General features: G+C 64.9%; 19 protein-coding genes and 1 pseudogene. 12 read left to right on the forward strand and 8 right to left on the reverse strand.

Going from position 1 to position 17,001, the window contains the following annotated elements; translation table 11 throughout:
- The first annotated feature begins 397 nt into the window (after nucleotides 1-397).
- The 5 genes from ACH2AT_RS08540 (at nucleotide 398) to ACH2AT_RS08560 (ending at nucleotide 3,701) form a co-directional block, all read left to right on the forward strand.
- Nucleotides 398-1,057, forward strand: coding sequence for an HAD family hydrolase (locus tag ACH2AT_RS08540; RefSeq protein WP_394965217.1), 660 nt, complete (start codon nucleotides 398-400; stop codon nucleotides 1,055-1,057).
- Between the two features lie 203 nt (nucleotides 1,058-1,260).
- Complete coding sequence (gene rplU, locus ACH2AT_RS08545) at nucleotides 1,261-1,572, forward strand: 50S ribosomal protein L21 (RefSeq protein WP_394965219.1); 312 nt, start codon at nucleotides 1,261-1,263, stop codon at nucleotides 1,570-1,572.
- Nucleotides 1,573-1,591: 19 nt separating this feature from the next.
- Nucleotides 1,592-1,843 (forward strand): 50S ribosomal protein L27, encoded by a 252-nt coding sequence (rpmA, locus tag ACH2AT_RS08550; protein ID WP_177522778.1) that lies wholly within the window; start codon nucleotides 1,592-1,594, stop codon nucleotides 1,841-1,843.
- A 131-nt stretch (nucleotides 1,844-1,974) separates the two neighbouring features.
- Nucleotides 1,975-3,243: a GTPase ObgE gene (gene obgE, locus ACH2AT_RS08555; RefSeq protein ID WP_394965245.1), complete on the forward strand. Its 1,269-nt coding sequence runs from the start codon at nucleotides 1,975-1,977 to the stop codon at nucleotides 3,241-3,243.
- A gap of 38 nt (nucleotides 3,244-3,281) precedes the next feature.
- Nucleotides 3,282-3,701: a Mini-ribonuclease 3 gene (locus ACH2AT_RS08560; protein WP_394965221.1), complete on the forward strand. Its 420-nt coding sequence runs from the start codon at nucleotides 3,282-3,284 to the stop codon at nucleotides 3,699-3,701.
- A gap of 106 nt (nucleotides 3,702-3,807) precedes the next feature.
- On the opposite strand, the gene ACH2AT_RS08565 is transcribed toward ACH2AT_RS08560, so the two are convergent.
- Nucleotides 3,808-3,972 carry a hypothetical protein gene (locus ACH2AT_RS08565; protein WP_394965223.1) on the reverse strand — a complete coding sequence of 55 codons (165 nt, stop codon included), beginning with the start codon at nucleotides 3,970-3,972 and terminating at the stop codon, nucleotides 3,808-3,810.
- Nucleotides 3,973-4,069: 97 nt separating this feature from the next.
- Between ACH2AT_RS08565 and ACH2AT_RS08570 the strand changes: the two genes are divergently transcribed.
- From ACH2AT_RS08570 to ACH2AT_RS08585, 4 genes are all read left to right on the forward strand, one after another.
- A complete protein-coding gene (locus tag ACH2AT_RS08570; protein WP_394965225.1) occupies nucleotides 4,070-5,431 on the forward strand; it encodes an RsmB/NOP family class I SAM-dependent RNA methyltransferase in 1,362 nt (453 codons plus the stop codon).
- A gap of 16 nt (nucleotides 5,432-5,447) precedes the next feature.
- Nucleotides 5,448-5,903, forward strand: coding sequence for a GNAT family N-acetyltransferase (locus ACH2AT_RS08575; protein WP_394965227.1), 456 nt, complete (start codon nucleotides 5,448-5,450; stop codon nucleotides 5,901-5,903).
- A 154-nt stretch (nucleotides 5,904-6,057) separates the two neighbouring features.
- A complete protein-coding gene (locus ACH2AT_RS08580) occupies nucleotides 6,058-6,795 on the forward strand; it encodes a YebC/PmpR family DNA-binding transcriptional regulator (protein ID WP_394965229.1) in 738 nt (245 codons plus the stop codon).
- Between the two features lie 103 nt (nucleotides 6,796-6,898).
- Nucleotides 6,899-8,536 carry a PASTA domain-containing protein gene (locus ACH2AT_RS08585; protein WP_394965230.1) on the forward strand — a complete coding sequence of 546 codons (1,638 nt, stop codon included), beginning with the start codon at nucleotides 6,899-6,901 and terminating at the stop codon, nucleotides 8,534-8,536.
- Nucleotides 8,537-8,658: 122 nt separating this feature from the next.
- On the opposite strand, the gene rpsR is transcribed toward ACH2AT_RS08585, so the two are convergent.
- From rpsR to ACH2AT_RS08605, 4 genes are all read right to left on the reverse strand, one after another.
- Nucleotides 8,659-8,913 (reverse strand): 30S ribosomal protein S18, encoded by a 255-nt coding sequence (gene rpsR / locus ACH2AT_RS08590; RefSeq protein ID WP_177522045.1) that lies wholly within the window; start codon nucleotides 8,911-8,913, stop codon nucleotides 8,659-8,661.
- Nucleotides 8,914-8,944: 31 nt separating this feature from the next.
- Nucleotides 8,945-9,403: a single-stranded DNA-binding protein gene (locus ACH2AT_RS08595; protein WP_177522046.1), complete on the reverse strand. Its 459-nt coding sequence runs from the start codon at nucleotides 9,401-9,403 to the stop codon at nucleotides 8,945-8,947.
- A 12-nt stretch (nucleotides 9,404-9,415) separates the two neighbouring features.
- The gene (rpsF, locus tag ACH2AT_RS08600; protein WP_177522047.1) at nucleotides 9,416-9,700 is read right to left on the reverse strand and encodes a 30S ribosomal protein S6; all 285 of its coding nucleotides are present in this window, start codon (nucleotides 9,698-9,700) and stop codon (nucleotides 9,416-9,418) included.
- Between the two features lie 136 nt (nucleotides 9,701-9,836).
- Nucleotides 9,837-10,850 carry an RING finger protein gene (locus tag ACH2AT_RS08605; RefSeq protein ID WP_394965233.1) on the reverse strand — a complete coding sequence of 338 codons (1,014 nt, stop codon included), beginning with the start codon at nucleotides 10,848-10,850 and terminating at the stop codon, nucleotides 9,837-9,839.
- Nucleotides 10,851-11,018: 168 nt separating this feature from the next.
- Here ACH2AT_RS08605 and prfB point away from each other — a divergent pair, with 168 nt between their 5' ends.
- From prfB to ACH2AT_RS08620, 3 genes are all read left to right on the forward strand, one after another.
- Entirely contained in the window at nucleotides 11,019-12,140 is a 1,122-nt protein-coding gene (gene prfB / locus ACH2AT_RS08610; RefSeq protein WP_394965235.1) for a peptide chain release factor 2, read from the forward strand.
- Nucleotides 12,141-12,311: 171 nt separating this feature from the next.
- Complete coding sequence (locus ACH2AT_RS08615) at nucleotides 12,312-13,130, forward strand: helix-turn-helix domain-containing protein (RefSeq protein ID WP_394965237.1); 819 nt, start codon at nucleotides 12,312-12,314, stop codon at nucleotides 13,128-13,130.
- Entirely contained in the window at nucleotides 13,127-15,694 is a 2,568-nt protein-coding gene (locus ACH2AT_RS08620; protein WP_394965239.1) for a heavy metal translocating P-type ATPase, read from the forward strand. Before ACH2AT_RS08615 ends, ACH2AT_RS08620 begins: the two co-directional genes overlap by 4 nt.
- Nucleotides 15,695-15,744: 50 nt before the next feature.
- Here ACH2AT_RS08620 and ACH2AT_RS08625 read toward each other — a convergent pair whose 3' ends face one another.
- From ACH2AT_RS08625 to ACH2AT_RS08635, 3 genes and pseudogenes are all read right to left on the reverse strand, one after another.
- Nucleotides 15,745-15,870, reverse strand: a complete 126-nt coding sequence (locus ACH2AT_RS08625) for a hypothetical protein (protein WP_394965241.1) — start codon at nucleotides 15,868-15,870, stop codon at nucleotides 15,745-15,747.
- The gene (locus ACH2AT_RS08630; protein ID WP_394965243.1) at nucleotides 15,867-16,706 is read right to left on the reverse strand and encodes a P-loop NTPase; all 840 of its coding nucleotides are present in this window, start codon (nucleotides 16,704-16,706) and stop codon (nucleotides 15,867-15,869) included. Before ACH2AT_RS08630 ends, ACH2AT_RS08625 begins: the two co-directional genes overlap by 4 nt.
- 33 nt (nucleotides 16,707-16,739) lie before the next feature.
- Nucleotides 16,740-17,001, reverse strand: a pseudogene (locus ACH2AT_RS08635) (purine-nucleoside phosphorylase); the annotation flags it as partial.

Raw genomic sequence — 17,001 nt, forward strand, 5'->3', positions numbered from 1 at the left:
GTTAAGCTCCGTAGTGCCGAAGATACTTGGTTGGAGACGACCTGGGAAAATAGGTAGGCGCCGGCTTTCTCTTTGCCATTTTCCAGGGGCCCCTGCCGCAAGGCGGGGGCCCTTTTTCTTTGTGTGCAGAGGCGCTGCCCTAACCCTTACGTCCGAAGCCGGGCGTGCGGCGAGAGATGCCTGCATCAATGTGCCGGCGCGGCGCTGCGGCGATGCATCGCCTGTGACTGCGGCGGCCGGCTCTTTGCGGCCGCAGGGTAAGGGAAAAAGCAAGAAAGGGGCGCGGCGGCACGTCTTTTCTCTGACAGTGATTTGCATGTCCGCAAAGCAAGACGTGAAAAAGCCTTTTCTTTTTTCCTGTTTTGTGCGATGATAAAAGGGCAAAGGAGGCGCGGCCATGCTGAAATTTCCCTGCCTTGTGCTGGACCATGATGATACGGTGGTGCGCAGCACTCCCACCGTCCATTATCCGGCTTTTGTCGAAACCCTTAAGGCGCTGCGCCCTGATGTTCGCTGGGATCTGGAGCAGTTCGTTGCCTACAACTTTGACCCCGGCTTTGAGGCCATGTGCCGCGACATCCTCCGCTTCACGCCGGAGGAGATGGCCCTCCAGGAGGCGGGCTGGCGCGCCTGGTCCGCCGCCCATATCCCGCCCGCGTTTGACGGGATGAGCGAGCTGCTGCGTTGTTATCGCGCACAGGGCGGCGCAGTGTGCGTGGTGAGCCATTCCAGTGAGGAGACCATCCGTAGAGATTACCGCCGGCACTTTGGCTTCGAGCCCGACCTGGTCTTTGGCTGGGAGCTGGGAGCGGACAAACGCAAGCCCGCCCCATGGCCCCTGGAGCAGATCATGGCGCACGTTTCTCTGGGGCCGCAGCAGCTCCTGATGGTGGACGACCTCAAGCCGGGCTGGCAGATGGCGCAAAGCTGCGGCGTGCCCTTCGCCTTTGCGGGCTGGGGCTGCGGCGTGGAGAGCATCCATGACTTCATGCGCCGGAACGCCGACTATTATTTGCAGCAGGTGAGCGAGCTGCAGGTGCTGGTGCTGGGCGAATGAATCTCAAAGCATGTCCTGCTCCGCCCGCAATGCCTGAGGATGGCGTTATACAGGCCCAAAATGCCCATATACTTTAAAAAAACCTTGCAATCAGCCGGGGTTTGTGGTATAGTATTAAAGCCGCATGGTTTGGGCATCCAAGAGGTGTGCAACATTCACCCGCCTTATCGTCCAGCGAGACTTATATAAGAGAGGCAAAAACTATGTACGCGATCATCGTTACCGGTGGCAAGCAGTACCGCGTCCAGAAGGGCGACGTGGTCTTCGTTGAGAAGCTGAACGCCGAGGAAGGTTCCACCGTCAAGTTCGAGAACGTCCTGGCTGTGGGCGGCGAAGGCGGCACCAAGGTGGGCGCTCCCAACGTGGAGGGCGCCAGCGTGGAAGCCAAGGTCGTCAAGAACGGCAAGGGCAAGAAGCTGAACATCATCACCTATCGTCCCAAGAAGGGCAGCGCCCGCCGTATGGGCCATCGTCAGCCCTACACCAAGGTCGAGATCACCGCGATCAACGGTTAAGTAATGGAGGTGTAACACAATGGCACATAAAAAAGGCGTAGGTTCTACTAAGAACGGCCGCGATTCCGAGTCCAAGCGTCTGGGCGTCAAGCGCGCCGATGGTCAGTTCGTGCTGGCCGGCAACATTCTGGTTCGTCAGCGTGGCACCCACATTCACCCCGGTGAGAACGTGGGCAAGGGCAGCGACGATACCCTGTTCGCCCTGGTTGACGGCAAGGTCAGCTTCGAGCGCATGGGCCGTGACCGCAAGAAGGTCAGCGTCCGCCAGTGATGGTTTGCAAAGCCGCAGGGGCCACCCCCTGCGGCTTTTCTGGTCGTTAAGCACCCCTCTTGCCGGGCATACTGTGAGCAAAACAGCCTGCCGCCTGCGGCGGCGCAATGAATAAGGAGAACAACATGTCCATGTTTGTAGATGTGGCCAAGATCACCATCAAGGCCGGCAAGGGCGGCGACGGCGCGGTGAGTTTCCACCGCGAAAAATTTGTGGCGGCCGGCGGCCCCGACGGCGGCGACGGCGGCCGGGGCGGCAACGTGGTCTTTGTGGCCGATGACAACCTTTCCACCCTGATGGATTTCCGCTACAAGCGCAAATACGTGGCCGAAGTCGGCCAGAACGGCGGCGCCGCCCGCTGCACCGGCAAAAACGCGCCGGACCTCATCATCCGGGTGCCCCGGGGCACCCTGGTGAAGGAGGCGGGCACCGGCCTCGTGATGGCGGATATTTCCGGTTCGGAGCCGGTGGTAGTTGCCAAGGGCGGCCGTGGCGGCTGGGGCAACACCCATTTTGCCACCCCCACCCGCCAGATCCCCAAGTTCGCCAAGCCCGGCCTGCCCGGCCAGGAGTTCGAGGTGCGCCTGGAGCTGAAGCTGATCGCCGACGTGGGCCTGATCGGATTCCCCAATGTGGGCAAATCCACCCTCATCAGCGTCATCAGCGCGGCCAAGCCCAAGATCGCCAATTATCACTTCACCACCCTGTCCCCGGTGCTGGGCGTGGTGCGGGTGGGCCCGGAGCAGAGCTTTGTGGCCGCCGACATTCCCGGCCTCATCGAGGGCGCCAGCGAGGGCGTGGGCCTGGGCCATGATTTCCTGCGCCATGTGGAGCGCTGCCGCCTGCTGCTGCATGTGGTGGACGTTTCCGGCTGCGAAGGCCGCGACCCGGTGGAAGATTTTGAGAAGATCAACGCCGAGCTTGAGAACTTCAGCCCCGAGCTGGCGGCCCGGCCCCAGATCGTGCTGGGCAACAAGTGCGATATCGCCACCGAGGAACAGATCGAGGCCTTCCGCGCCTACATCGAGAGCAAAGGCCTGACCTTCCTGCCCATCTCCGCCGCGGCGAACCAGGGCCTCAAGGGCCTGCCCGGCCTTGTGTGGGAGAAGCTGCAGACCCTGCCCCCGGTGCAGACCTTCGAGGCGGAGTATGTGCCTCAGGCGGTTCCCGTGGGCGAGCGCAGCTACACCATTGAAAAGACCGGCGAGCACGAGTTTTCCATCGACGCGCCCTGGCTGGAGCGCATCCTGGCAGGCAGCGATGTGGACGACTATGAGAGCCTGCAGTACTTCCAACGCCAGCTGGGCGACAGCGGCATCCTGAACGACCTGATGGCCCGGGGCGTGCAGGAGGACGACACCATCAAGATCGGCGAATACGAGTTCGATTATATCTTCTAAAGAGGGCGGGCGCAGCCCGCGAAAAGGAGCTGGAACGTTTGTATCTGGAGAGCGAAACGCCGGTGGACATCCACGAGCAGTCGCCGCTGAACCTTGCTTTTGTGGGGGACGGCGTGCTGGAGCTGCTGGTGCGCCGCCGGTTGGTGGAGCGCACCCGTCTCACCCCCGGCAAGCTGCACGCCGTGTGCGTGAAGTATGTATCCGCCAAGGGCCAGAGCAAGGCGCTGGAGGTCATCGAGCCGCTGCTCACCGAAGCGGAGCAGGCGGTGCTGCGCCGCGGGCGCAACGCCAGCAAGGCAACGGTGGCGAAACACGCCACACCCCAGGAATACCGCGCCTCCACCGGCTTTGAGGCGCTGCTGGGCTGGCTTTACCTCACCGGGCAGACCGGGCGCATCGAAGAATTGTTCGAGGCGCTGTGGGCGGGCTTTGACCCGCTGGAAAAAACCGGGGAATAAGCCCCGGCGCCGCGTTTCGCGGCCCTGCGGCTGAGCACGGAGAACGCAGAAAGCGGGGGCCGGGCGGTTCATCCCGTCCGGCCCCCGTGTGTGTTCAGAGCGCTGGTTATTTTGCGCCTTTGCCGCCCATGCAGTTCTTGGAGCTGTTCTTGGCGGCGTTGGTGGTCTTGGCGTTCACAGGGTTCGGGACCATGTTCTTGGCGCCGGCCTTGTCGTTCTGAGAGGTGGTCTTGGCGTTCTGGCTGCTGGTCTTGGTGTTGCGGTTGTCCATGATGATAGTCTCCTTTCCATAACGGGGGCGGCTGTTTGCCGGCCCCTTCGTTCCTATTCTGCCCCGGTTCGGGTCGGTTATGCAAAGGCGGTGGAGTATGTACCCGGAATATTTTGAAACGAGAGAACGGGCGCTGTTGGGCGAGCGGTTCGACGCGCTGTTTGCCGCATCCGAAGCCCCGGCCCGGGGCCTGACGGTGAACGGCCTGCGCTGCACCCCCGAGTGGCTGACGCGGCGGCTGGACGCGCCGCTGACGCCCTCGCCTTTCTGCCCGACCGGCCTGGTGCTGGGCGACAGCGAACGGCGTCTGGGCAAGCACCCCTATCATCACGCGGGCGCATTCTACCTGCAGGAGCCTTCGGCCAGCGCGCCGGCGGCGCTGCTGGAGGTGCGGCCCGGCCATCGAGTGCTGGATCTGTGCGCCGCGCCCGGCGGCAAGAGCAGCCAGCTGGCGGCGGCGCTGGCCGGGCAGGGGGTGCTGGTGAGCAACGAGTACGAGCCCGCCCGCGCCCAGGCGCTGATGAGCAATCTGGAACGGATGGGCCCGGTGAACGCCATCATCACCACCGGCGACACCGCCCGCCTCGCGGCGGCGCTGCCGGGCTGGTTCGACCGGGTGCTGGTGGACGCGCCCTGCTCCGGCGAGGGGATGTTCCGCAAGGAGCCTCAGGCGGCGGCCCAGCACAGCCAGGCTCTGGTGGCCCGGTGCGCTGCCCTGGGTGCGGAGATTCTGGAAAACGCCGCGGCGGCGCTGGCCCCCGGCGGCCTGCTGGTCTATTCCACCTGCACCTTTGCCCCCGAGGAGGACGAGGGCCAGGTCGGGCGTTTTCTGGCCCTGCACCCGGAGTTCGAACTGCTGGACTGCGGCGTTTCCTTTGGCGCGCCAGGCGAAGAAAACCGCTGCGGCGAACACCCCTTCCCGGCAGGCTTGACCCGCCGCATCTGGCCCGCCCAGGGGGGCGAAGGGCACTTTATGGCCAAACTGAAAAAAAGCCCGGAGGCCCCGGCGGCTGCGCCCCGGCGGGCCAAGCTTGCCCGCCCCGCCAAACCCTGCGCCGAGTGGCTGGTCTTTGCGGCGGAGTATTTCCCGGCGCTCAAAGAGCAAAGCGCCCAGGGGGCGGGGGAGCGGCTGTTCCTGCCGCCTCAGGGATGGCAGGGGGAGGGGCTCAAACTGAGCATCGCCCGCTGCGGCGTGACGCTGGGCCGGGCGCAGAAGGGCCGCTTTGAGCCGGACCATCACCTGTTCATGGCCTATGGCCCGGAGTGTGAGAACCGGGAGGAACTGACCCTTGGCGACCCGCGCACCGAGGCGTGGCTGCGGGGTGAGGAGATCGAGGCGGTCACCGCGAAAAACGGCTGGTGCGCCGTTCTGGTGGACGGCCTGCCTCTGGGCGGGGGCAAGGTGAGCGGCGGCCGGGTGAAGAACCACTACCCCAAAGCCCTGCGGAATCTCAAATGACAGGAAGGCGGAACAGATGATACGAAGCGCGACCCCAAGCGATTATGCGCCGGCGGAAGCCATCATGGAGCAGGTGCAAAACCTGCATGCCGGTTGGAGACCGGATGTTTACCGCGCCGGGGTCACGGTGCTGACGCCGGACTATTTCGGCGAGCTGGTGCATGCCGGGCAGGTGCTGGTATGCGAAGAAGAAGGCTCTGTCGCCGGCGTTGCCATCTTCCGGGAGCGGCAGGCGGGCGGCCCCGTGAAGATGGAGCGCAGGACCCTTTACATCGACTCTATCGCGGTGGATGAGGCGCATCGGGGGCGGGGCATCGGCCGCCGGCTGCTGGACGAGTGCAAGGCAATCGCTCGGCAGAGGGGCTGCTGCGGCCTGGAACTGCAGGTGAACGCGCTGAACGCCCGGGCGATGAAACTCTACCGGGAGTACGGCTTTGGCGAAAAGTCGGTGAACATGGAGCTGAACTTCTGAGCCATTGCCGAAAAACCGCGCAAACAGGCGGCAAAAGGGCCCATGCGGCCCGCCGCCCCTCTTGTCATCCCCGGCGGGATATGATAAAATTATTTAGTTACTGGCAATTGTTTGGGCAAAAAATGGCCCAAGATGTAATAGGAGGAATCCGAACATGTCCGGACACAGCAAATGGAACAACATCAAGCGCAAAAAGGAGAAGACCGACGGCCAGAAGGCCAAGATCTTCACCAAGGTCGGCCGTGAGATCGCGGTGGCGGTGCGGGCCGGCGGCGCTGACCCCAACTCCAACAGCAAACTGCGCGACCTGATCGCCAAAGCCAAGAGCCTGAACGTGCCCAACGACAACATCCAGCGCATCATCAAGCGCGCCGAGGGCGGCGAGAAGGACAACTACGAGGCCATCACCTACGAAGGCTACGGCCCCTGCGGTGTGGCCATGATGGTGGAGACCCTCACCGACAACCGCAACCGCACCGCGGCCAACCTGCGCCACTACTTCGACAAGTTCGGCGGCAACCTGGGCAACATGGGCTGCGTCAGCTTCATGTTCACCCAGAAGGGCGTCATCGTGCTGGACGGCGAGGGCCTGGACGAGGAGAAGGTCATGGAGGACTGCTTCGACGCCGGCGCAGAAGACTTCGACATGGGCGACGGCGTGGTGGAGGTCACCTGCGACCCCGACAGCTTCTCTGACGTGCGTCAGGCTCTGGAGGACAAGGGCTATAACTTCATCTCCGCCGAAGTGGAGATGGTGCCCGCCACCACCACCGCCATCACCGACGAGGACAACCAGAAGCTGATGGCCAAACTGCTGGACGCGCTGGACGACGACGATGACGTGCAGAACACCTGGCACAATCTGGAGAACGAAGAGGACCTGGATCGCTGATCCGTCCTCTCTGCGCCCGGCTTCGGGCGAGCACAGGCGCCTGTCCGCCCGACCCGTTTCGGGGGGCGGCGGGCGCTTTTCACTGTGAAAGGAGGCGATGGCCATGGCTGACGTCATTCTCTGTCCCCACTGCCTTTCCCGGGTGGAAGCGGGCAAGGAGCAGTGCCCTTTCTGCGACAAGAGCCTGCGGAACACCAATCCCCCCGGCACCCTGCCCTATGCCAGCCTGCTGGCGGGGCGCTACACCGTGGGGCGCCACATCTCCACCGACGGCGAAGGCGTGACGTATGCCGCGCTGGAAAACAGCGGCGGCGTGCGGGTGATTTTGAAAGAGTACTTTCCCGTGACCCTCAGCGAAGGGCGGGACACCGCCGGCGCCATCCTGCCCAAAGAGGGCAAAGAGGTGCTGTTTAAGACCACGCGGATGGATTTTGCCGACCTGCACCGCAGCATCATGCGCATCACCCCCAGCACCGGCCTGGCTGCCGTGCTTGACGTGGTGGAGGCGAACAACACGGCCTACGCCGTGCTGGAGCAGGTGGGCGGCGAGACCCTGAGCCATTACCTCAGCGAACACCCCGGCTGCATCCCCGTCGCCCAGGCCCGCAGCATGATGCAGGCCGTGATGGAAGGGGTGGCCGCCCTGCACAAGGCAGGGCTGGTGCACCGGGGCGTTTCCCCGGAAAACATCCTGCTCACCGGCAGCGGCGCCGCCCGTTTGTGCGGGTACGGCACGCTGGGCCTGCGCACCGAGGGAAGCGAACTGAAAAGCAGCCTGTATGAAGGATATTCCGCCCCCGAACAGTATTCCGCCGCCGAGTTTGAGGGCCGCTACACCGACGTGTACGGCCTTGCGGCGGTGTTTTACCGGCTGGTCACAGGCCAAACGCCGGTGAGCGCCCGGCAGCGGCTGGTAAGCGACAGCCTGCCCGCCGCCCGGCAGCTGGAACCGTCGGTGCCGGGGCATGTGTCCGCCGTGCTGGAGCATGCCCTCGAAATGGAGCCCGCCCGGCGCATCCAGAACGTGCCCGAGCTGATGGGCTCGCTGATGAGCGAGCGGGCGGCGGAGAGCCTCAGCCAGCCCCGGCGGGAGTGGGCGGTCAGCGGCAAAAGCCTGCTGGCGGGCAGCTTGGTGGTCATTGCGGTGCTGTTCGCGCTGCTTCTCTGGAGCATCCTGGGCCGCGAGAGCGGCCAGCAGATCACCAGCATCAGCCAGCCGGCCAGCAGTGAGGCCGCCGAGGCGGTGCTTGTGCCGGACTTCACCGGATACACCTACAGCCAGCTGCAAAGCGACCCCCAGTTCAGCGCCAACTACCGCTTCTCCATCGTTGCCCAGGAATTCAGCTCCGACTATGCCCAGGGCGTGGTGATGGACCAGAGCCCGGAGGAGGGCACCACCACCACCGACGAACAGCCGCTGATCGAACTGGTCATCAGCAAGGGCCCGGAGAAGGTGGAGATGCCCAACATCATCGGCTTCACCCGGGAGAGCGCCGAGAAGGAGCTGGCGGCCAACAACATCAAGGCCAGCTTCTTCATGATCGAGAACAACGGCGATTATGCCAGCGACTGCGTGGTGAACACCGACGTGGAGGCGGGCACCTTCATCGACGTGAACAAGGTGACGGTGAACGTCTACATCGCCAAGGAGCGGGTGGTCATCAATCCGCCCGAGCCCACGCCGGAACCTACCCCTTCGCCGGAGCCTTCGCCTTCTCCCGGCGCGCAGCCCGATGCCTGAAAGCAAACAAAAACACGGCCCTGCGGAAGTTTTCCGTGGGGCCGTGTTTTTGTTTGCAGGGCGGGGGAGAAAAGCACAAAGAAACCCGCCCCGGCCGCAAAGCCGGGGCGGGTTGGTGAACATCAGTCGCTCACGTAGGGCATCAGGGCAACGTGACGGGCGCGCTTGATCGCGACGGTCAGCTCCCGCTGATGGAAGGCGCAGGTGCCGGTCACGCGGCGGGGAATGATCTTCGCACGCTCGCTGACATACTTGCGCAGGCGGGCAACATCCTTGTAGTCGATGTGCTCCACGCGGTCTACACAAAAGCTGCAGACCTTCTTGCGGCCGCGGCGCACGGGGCGCTGGGGCCGGCCTTCGGTCTTCTCAAAAGCCATGGCTGGTTACCTCCTGTTAGAATTCGATTCGTTAGAACGGAAGATCCTCGCCGTCGTCGATCACAGCAAAATCCTCATTGCTGCCGGCGGAATAGCTGGGGGCCTCCTGGGCCGCCTCGCGGGGAACTTCCTGCCGGGGCGCGTAGCTGCCGGTGCCGGTGCTGCCGCCAGACTTGCTGCTGGCGAAGTGAACGTTGTCGGCCACGATCTCAAACGCCTTGCGGTTGTTGCCGTTCTTGTCCTGATAGGTCCGGGTCTGGATGCTGCCGTTCACGGCGATCAGGGAACCTTTCTGGAAATACTTGCAAACAAACTCGGCGCTGGAACGCCAGCAGACGATGTCGATGAAATCGGCCTGCCGCTGTTCACCCTGACGCACAAAGCTGCGATCCACCGCGATGGTGAAGGTGGTCACGCTCACGCCCTGGGGGGTGTGGCGCAGTTCCGGGTCGGCCACCAGCCGGCCCATCAAAGCTACAACATTCAGCATTGGTTGGCCTCCTTATTCGGCTTCGGCCACGATCATCGTGCGGAGAACGCCGTCGGTGATCTTGTAAACGCGATCCAGCTCGGCGGGGAACGCGGGCTCACTGGTGAACTTGATCACAGTGTACACGCCCTCTTCCTCGTCGTTGATGGGGTAGGCCAGGCGGCGTTTGCCCCAATCGTCAACAGAATCGATGGTACCATTCGCCTCGATCAGGCTCTTGAACTTGCCGATCAGAGCGGCGGAAGCCTCCTCATCGAGCGCGGCGCTGGTAACCAGCATGGTCTCGTACTTTGCCATTTCTGTGCACCTCCTTTTGGACATATGGCCCCTTGTGGGGCAAGGATAACCGCCCTTTTTAAGGGCAGCAATTTATTATACCAATCAAACAGGCGGCTGTCAACCGCTGTTTGACGGTTTTTGAGGGGTTTTTGCCTCAAACGGCCAGGCCTGCCATCGGCGCGGCCATCAGGGGCGCCAGCGCCATGAATGTCAGCAGAAAATTGATGCCCAGAACCAGAGATACGCTCACCACGACGGCGGTCAGGCTCACGCCGCCCTCCCTGGCCAGCGCCGCGGGGGCGTCGGCGGCAGGGCAGCTTTGCAGCACGCGGGCGATGCGCTTTTCGCCGATGCGCCGGTACCAGTACACGGCGAGCAGGCCCTCGGTGAACTGGATGGCCAGGTTCACCACCCGCAGCACGTTCAGCACGATGGAAAAGACGTCCAGGTCCAGCCCGGCCACCAGGGGGCTTTCCGCCAGCACCAGGAACTGCAGCAGCTGGGGGATGTAGGCGCCGAACACGTCCAGCGTCAGGAAAATGGCGGCGGGCGCCCACATCTTGCGGTAGAAGAAATAGAACGGCCCGAAGAAGAAGGCGGAAAAGGAGACCGCCAGCTTCTGGCCGGTCACGGCCATCCGCTTGAAGTTCATCAGGTAGTAGCCCGCGTTGGGGCCCAGGAAAGCCGCCCAGTCCCGCGCCTTCACGCCGCCCAGGTCGTCCTCCGGGCGCAGCTGGCCGGGGGCCGCCTGCCGCGCCCCGGCATAGGGGTCATGCTGGGGGCCGGTGGCGGGCCCGTAGCTGGCAGGCCCATAACCGGAAGGCCCGGAGGCAGCCGGGCCGCTGCCGGGGGCGTAGCGGGGGCCGCCGGCGCGCAAAGGCGCGCCGCAGCTCTCGCAGAACAGGCCGCCCGCCGGGTTCATCGCGCCGCAGGCGGGGCAGGCGATCTCTGCGCCAAAGGCGGAAGCGGCATCCCGGCCCGGCATTTCGCCGGGCGCGGGCTTCCACTCAAATCCCGCGCCGTGCCGGCTGGCGAACAGGCACCCGGCATTCTTCTGATAGCAGGCGCGGTGGTAGGGCGCGCCGCATTCGGGGCAGACCACCAGGTCGTCCTCCTCGGTGAAAGGCTGCTGGCACACTGGGCACTTGCAGCCGGTGAAATCAGCCATAGAAACTCCTTTTTGCCGGCCCTGGGGCCGGCAGACGGTATTTGATGTTATTGTAACGCAAACAAAGGCAAAATGCAAATCTCCGCCCTTCAAGACCCTTTACTTTACGCCGGGTTTCGGCTATACTACTATGGGATATGTTTAGAGCACACAGAAGGGAATTGCGATATGATCACCATTGACGAACTGAAAATGCAGATGAGCGAGCTTCGGCAGTCCACCGCGGAGCTGGGCGACGCTCTGGCCATCACCGCCAGCGAGAAGCGGGTGGCCGAGCTGGAGCACAAGATGACCATGCCCGGTTTCTATGACGACACCGAGGCCAGCGGCAAGGTGTTCAGCGAGATGAGCGCGCTCAAGGGCAAGCTGGAGCGCTATTCCAAGCTCAAGACCCTGTGCGACGACGCGGACACCATGCTCCTGCTCTGCGAGGAGGAAAACGACCCCTCCCTCGTCCCCGAGGCGGAGGCGGCGGTGAACGAGGTGGCAAAGGCGGTGGACGAGCTGCAGCTCATCACCCTGCTCAGCGGCCAGTACGACAAGAACAACGCCATCCTTACCTTCCACGCGGGCACCGGCGGTACCGAGGCTCAGGACTGGGCGGACATGCTTTTCCGCATGTACAACCGCTGGGGCGCGGCCCACGGCTTCAAGGTGAGCACCCTGGATTATCAGGACGGCGACGAGGCCGGCCTTAAAAGCGCATCCATCATGGTGGAAGGCCCCAACGCCTACGGCCTGCTGAAAGGCGAGAACGGCGTGCACCGCCTGGTGCGCGTCTCCCCCTTCGACAGCCAGAGCCGCCGCCAGACCAGCTTCGCCAGCCTGGAGGTCATGCCCGAGCTGGACGACAGCATCCAGGTGGAGATCCGCCCCGAGGACATTGAGATGCAGGTCTACCGCTCCTCCGGCGCGGGCGGCCAGCACATCAACAAGACCTCCAGCGCGGTGCGCCTGATCCACAAGCCCACCGGCATCGTGGTGAGCTGCCAGACCGAGCGCAGCCAGTTCCAGAACCGCGACACCGCCATGAAGATGCTGGCTTCCAAGCTGTATCAGATCAAGGAGCAGGAGCACCTGGACAAGATCAGCGACATCAAGGGCGTGCAGAAGGAAATTGCCTGGGGCCATCAGATCCGCAGTTATGTCTTCATGCCCTACACCCTGGTGAAGGACCACCGCACCGGCTACGAGAACGGCAACGTGCAGGCCGTGATGGACGGCGACCTGGACGGCTTCATCAACGCCTACCTGAAGGCTGCCAGCAAAGGCGAATTGCAGGACACTTGATAAAACCGCAACTCAAACAGGCGGCGCGGGCTGAATTTCAGCCCGCGCCGCCTGTTTGCTGCATAATTCAAACGACAGTTGAAAAAATAACCTTGTGGTTTGAAAACAGCTCCATTGTGCCCATGGGAACACCGTGGTAAGATAGAAAAAGAGAAAGGGGCGTGGCAAAGGATGAACGCCATCGGCGAAACGGTGCAGCGATTGCGGCGGGCGAAGGGCCTGACCCAGGGCCAGCTGGCAAACCAGCTGGGGGTCAGCAGCGCGGCGGTGAGCAAGTGGGAGACCGGCGGCGCGCTGCCGGACGTGGCCCTGCTCTGCCCGCTGGCCCGGGCGCTGGGCTGCAGCGCCGACGAGCTGCTGGGCTTCCGGCCGGAGCTTTCCGGCGAAGAGATCGACGCGGTGTGCAAAACGCCCCGGGCGCTGTTCGACGGGGGCGACTGGCGGGGCGCGCTGGAGTTCTGCCGCCAGCGCCTGCGGGAGTACCCCGGCGACTTAAACCTGCGGTTCCGGCTGGGCTTCCTGCTGGCGGGATTCGCAGATAAAACCCAGGACGAAGCCGCCCGGGAAGAACTGCGCGCCGCCGCCGCCGGGCTTTTTGAACGGGCGGTGGAGCTGCCCGATGAGGAGCAGCGCCGGGCCGCCTGGAGGATGCTGGCCCGCCTCTATGCCGACAAGGGCCAGTTCGGCCGGGCGCTGGAGGCGCTGGGCAACCTGCCCAGCTGCAACCAGGAGGGCTTAGGGCTGCGGGCGGACATCCTGCGGCGGATGGGGGACCTGGACGGGGCCGCCCGGCTGGAGGAGACCGCCCTCACCGCCCAGCTGGCCGCGCTGGACCACACCCTCACCAGCTTTGCCGCCACCCGGCGGGCGCAAGGGCGCGCCGAAGCGGCGGAACGGCTGGAACAGCAGGCCCGGCGGCTGAAGGAACTGTTTGGCGCGCCCGCCGCCCCGGCGGGCTGCTGCGGATGCGAAGGAGAAGCGAGCGAATGAAACAGAAGTTTGACGTCACCGGCATGAGCTGTGCCGCCTGTTCGGCGGCGGTGGAGCGTGCGGTGAACAAGCTGAAGGGCGTGGACAGCGCCCAGGTGAACCTGCTGGCCAACTCCATGCAGGTGGAATACGACGCGGCCGCCGTCACCGAGGCGGACATCTGCGCCGCGGTGGAAAAGGCGGGCTATGGCGCCAGCCCGGTTGCCCCTGCGGGCAGCAAAGGCGCTCCCGCCAAGGCCGCCCCTGCCGGCGAGGACCCCGCCGAGGCGGAACTGCGCGGCATGAAAAAGCGGCTGGTCGTGTCGCTGGCCTTTCTCATCCCTCTGATGTACGTCTCCATGGGGCACATGATGGGCCTGCCGCTGCCTGCCTTTTTCCACGGGCGGGAGGGCGCGGTGACCTTTGCCCTCACCCAGTTTTTGCTGGTGCTGCCCATTATGTATGTGAACCGCAAGTTCTACGCGGTGGGCTTTAAAAGCCTTTGGCGCCGCAGCCCCAACATGGACAGCCTCATCGCCCTGGGCAGCGCCGCCGCGGTGACCTACGGCCTCGTGGCCCTCTACCGCATCGGCTGGGGCCTGGGCACGGGCGACATGGAATTGGTGGACCGCTACCGCATGGACCTCTATTTTGAGTCGGCGGGCACCATCCTCACCCTCATCACGCTGGGCAAGTTTTTGGAGGCCCGGGCCAAAGGCCGCACCGGGGCCGCCATCCGGGCGCTGATGGACCTTGCCCCCGACACCGCGCTGGTGCTGCGGGACGGCGTGGAAACTGAGATCCCCGCCGAAGAGGTGGCCGTGGGGGACACGGTGGTCATCAAGCCGGGCATGCGCATCCCGGTGGACGGCACGGTGCTCACCGGCCTGTCCAGCGTGGACGAGTCTGCCGTCACCGGCGAGAGCATCCCGGCGGAAAAGGCCCCCGGCGCGCGGGTCATCGCCGCCTCCATCAACCGCTCCGGCAGCTTCACCTTCCGGGCGGAAAAAGTGGGGCAGGACACCACCCTCGCCCAGATCATCGCCCTGGTGCAGGACGCGGGAGCCACCAAGGCCCCCATCGCCAAGCTGGCGGATAAGGTGAGCGGCGTGTTCGTGCCGGTGGTCATCGCCATCGCCCTTGCGGCCTTCGGCGTCTGGCTGGCGCTGGGCCAGACCATGGAGTTCGCCCTGGCCCGCGCCATCTCGGTGCTGGTCATCAGCTGCCCCTGCGCCCTGGGCCTCGCCACCCCGGTGGCCATCATGGTGGGCACGGGCAAAGGCGCGCGGCTGGGCATCCTTTATAAGAACGCCGAGGCGCTGGAAAACGCCCACAAGATCGACACCGTGGTGCTGGACAAGACCGGCACCATCACCGAAGGACGCCCCGCCGTCACCGACCTGCTGCCCGCCCCCGGCGTGGGCAAACAGGAACTGCTGCGGGTGGCTGCCGCGCTGGAAAAGCCCAGCGAGCACCCGCTGGCGGAGGCCATCCTTGCCGCCGCGGGGGAGATGCCCCTGCCCGAAGCCGAAAAGTTCGAGGCCCTGCCCGGGCGGGGCGTGCGGGCCTTCGTGGAGGGCCGCGAGCACCTGGCGGGCAACCTGCGCCTGATGGAGGAGCAGGGGGTGGACGCCGGCTGGGCGGCATCGGAGGCCGAGCGGTTGGCAAAGGAGGGCAAAACGCCCCTGTATTTCGCCGCCGAAGGCAGACTGCTGGGGCTTGTGGCCGCCGCCGACCCGGTGAAGCCCACCAGCGCCGCCGCCATCGGTGAATTGCAGGCCATGGGCCTTTCGGTCATCATGCTCACCGGCGACAACGCCCGCACCGCCGAGGCCATCCGGGCGAAATTAGGCATCGAGCGGGTGGTGGCCGAGGTGCTGCCCCAGGACAAGGAGGCCCAGGTGCGCGAATTGCAGCGGCAGGGCCGCCGGGTGGCCATGGTGGGCGACGGCATCAACGACGCCCCCGCCCTCACCCGGGCAGACGTGGGCGTGGCCATCGGTGCGGGCACGGATGTGGCCATCGACAGCGCCGATGTGGTGCTGATGAAGAGCGATTTGTGGGACCTGGTGAACGCCCTGCGCCTCTCCCGGGCCACCATCCGCAACATCCGGGAAAACCTGTTCTGGGCCTTCTTCTACAACAGCATCGGCATCCCGGTGGCGGCGGGCGCGCTCTACGGCTTCGGGCTGGTGCTCAACCCCATGCTGGGCGCCGCCGCCATGAGCCTTTCCAGCGTGTGCGTCGTTTCCAACGCCCTGCGACTCAACTTCTTCAAGCCGAAACAGGCCGCCGCGCCCGAAAGCACGGCGGGCCTGCCTCAAACTTACGAACCCTGCGCAAAAAACGCGCAGCCGAAAGGAGAACCTGTTATGACCGAGAAAACCATTCACATCGAAGGCATGGCCTGCGGCCACTGCACCGCCCGAGTGGAGAAGGCGCTGGCCGAAGTGGCCGGCGTGGCCTCCGTCAAGGCCGACCTGGAGGGCAAGTGCGCCAGGGTCGCCCTGAACGCCCCGGTGGAGGACTCTGTGCTCACCGCCGCTGTTACCGGCGCGGGCTACGAGGTCACCGGCGTCGAATAAGAACGGCAAAAAAAGAGCCGCCCGGCGGGGCGGCTCTTTTTTTGCCTGGTTCACAGGAATGCCTGCCAGCTGAAAAAGGCAAGGCCGAACACCACGGCCAGCACTGCCAGCCAGGCCACCACCAGCAAAGGGCTGAGCCCCTGGCGCATCCGGCGCCACAGGCCGGGCCGCTTCACTGCTTACCGCCCAGCAGGGCGGCCACCGCGTCGGCGGCGGGGGCCAGGGCGTCGCATGCGTAGGCCTCGATGGCGCCGCCGTCGGCGCAGGCGGTGAGCTGGGGGTCCAGCGGCATCTTGGCCAGCACCTTCACGCCGTATTTGCCGGCAGTCTCTTCCAGATGGCTGTCGCCAAAGACGGGGATTTTCTTGCCGCAGTCGGGGCAGACGAGGTAGCTCATGTTCTCCACCACGCCGAGGATGGGCACGTTCATCATCTGGGCCATCTTCACGGCCTTGCCCACGATCATGCTCACCAGCTCCTGGGGGCTGGTCACCACCACGATGCCGTCCACCGGCAGGGTCTGGAACACGGTCAGGGGCACGTCGCCGGTTCCCGGAGGCATGTCCACGAACAAAAAGTCGACGTCCTTCCAGATGACTTCCTGCCAGAACTGCTTCACCGCCCCGGCGATCACCGGCCCGCGCCACACCACGGGGTCTTCTTCGTTTTCCAGCAGCAGGTTCACGCTCATCACGTCGATGCCGGTGCGGCTCTGGATGGGCCAGATGCCGTTCTCGTCGCCCAGCGCCCGGCCGTGGATGCCGAAGAGCTTCGGGATGGAGGGGCCGGTGATGTCGGCGTCCAGCACGCCCACGCGGTAGCCCCGGCGGCGCATCTCCACCGCCAGCAGGGCGCTGGTCATGCTTTTGCCCACGCCGCCCTTGCCGCTCACCACGCCGATGACCTTTTTGATGCGGCTCAGCTGGTGCGGGGGCTCGTGGAAGTCCTGGGGGTTCTGGCGGCTGGCGCAGTTGGCGGAACAGCTGCTGCAATCATGGGTGCATTCGCTCATTGCTTTTTTCTCTCCTTTGTCTTGCGGGGCGGCTCACAGCTTCGCCACGACGCCCTCCACCAGGTCCTGCAGGACCTGGGCACGCCGGTCGGCGATGGCGATGACCTCGTCGCCCGAAAGCTTTTTCTTCTCAATGCCCGCCGCCATGTTGGTGATGAGGCTGATGGCCAGCACCGGCAGGCCGCAGTGGCTGGCGGCAATGGCCTCCGGCACGGTGCTCATGCCCACAGCGTCCGCGCCCAGGCTGCGGAAGGCGCGGATCTCCGCCGGGGTCTCGTAGCTGGGGCCCATATAG

It is taken from the genome of Candidatus Allofournierella excrementigallinarum (genome assembly GCF_944388085.1).
GTDB classification, from domain to species: domain Bacteria; phylum Bacillota; class Clostridia; order Oscillospirales; family Ruminococcaceae; genus Allofournierella_A; species Allofournierella_A excrementigallinarum.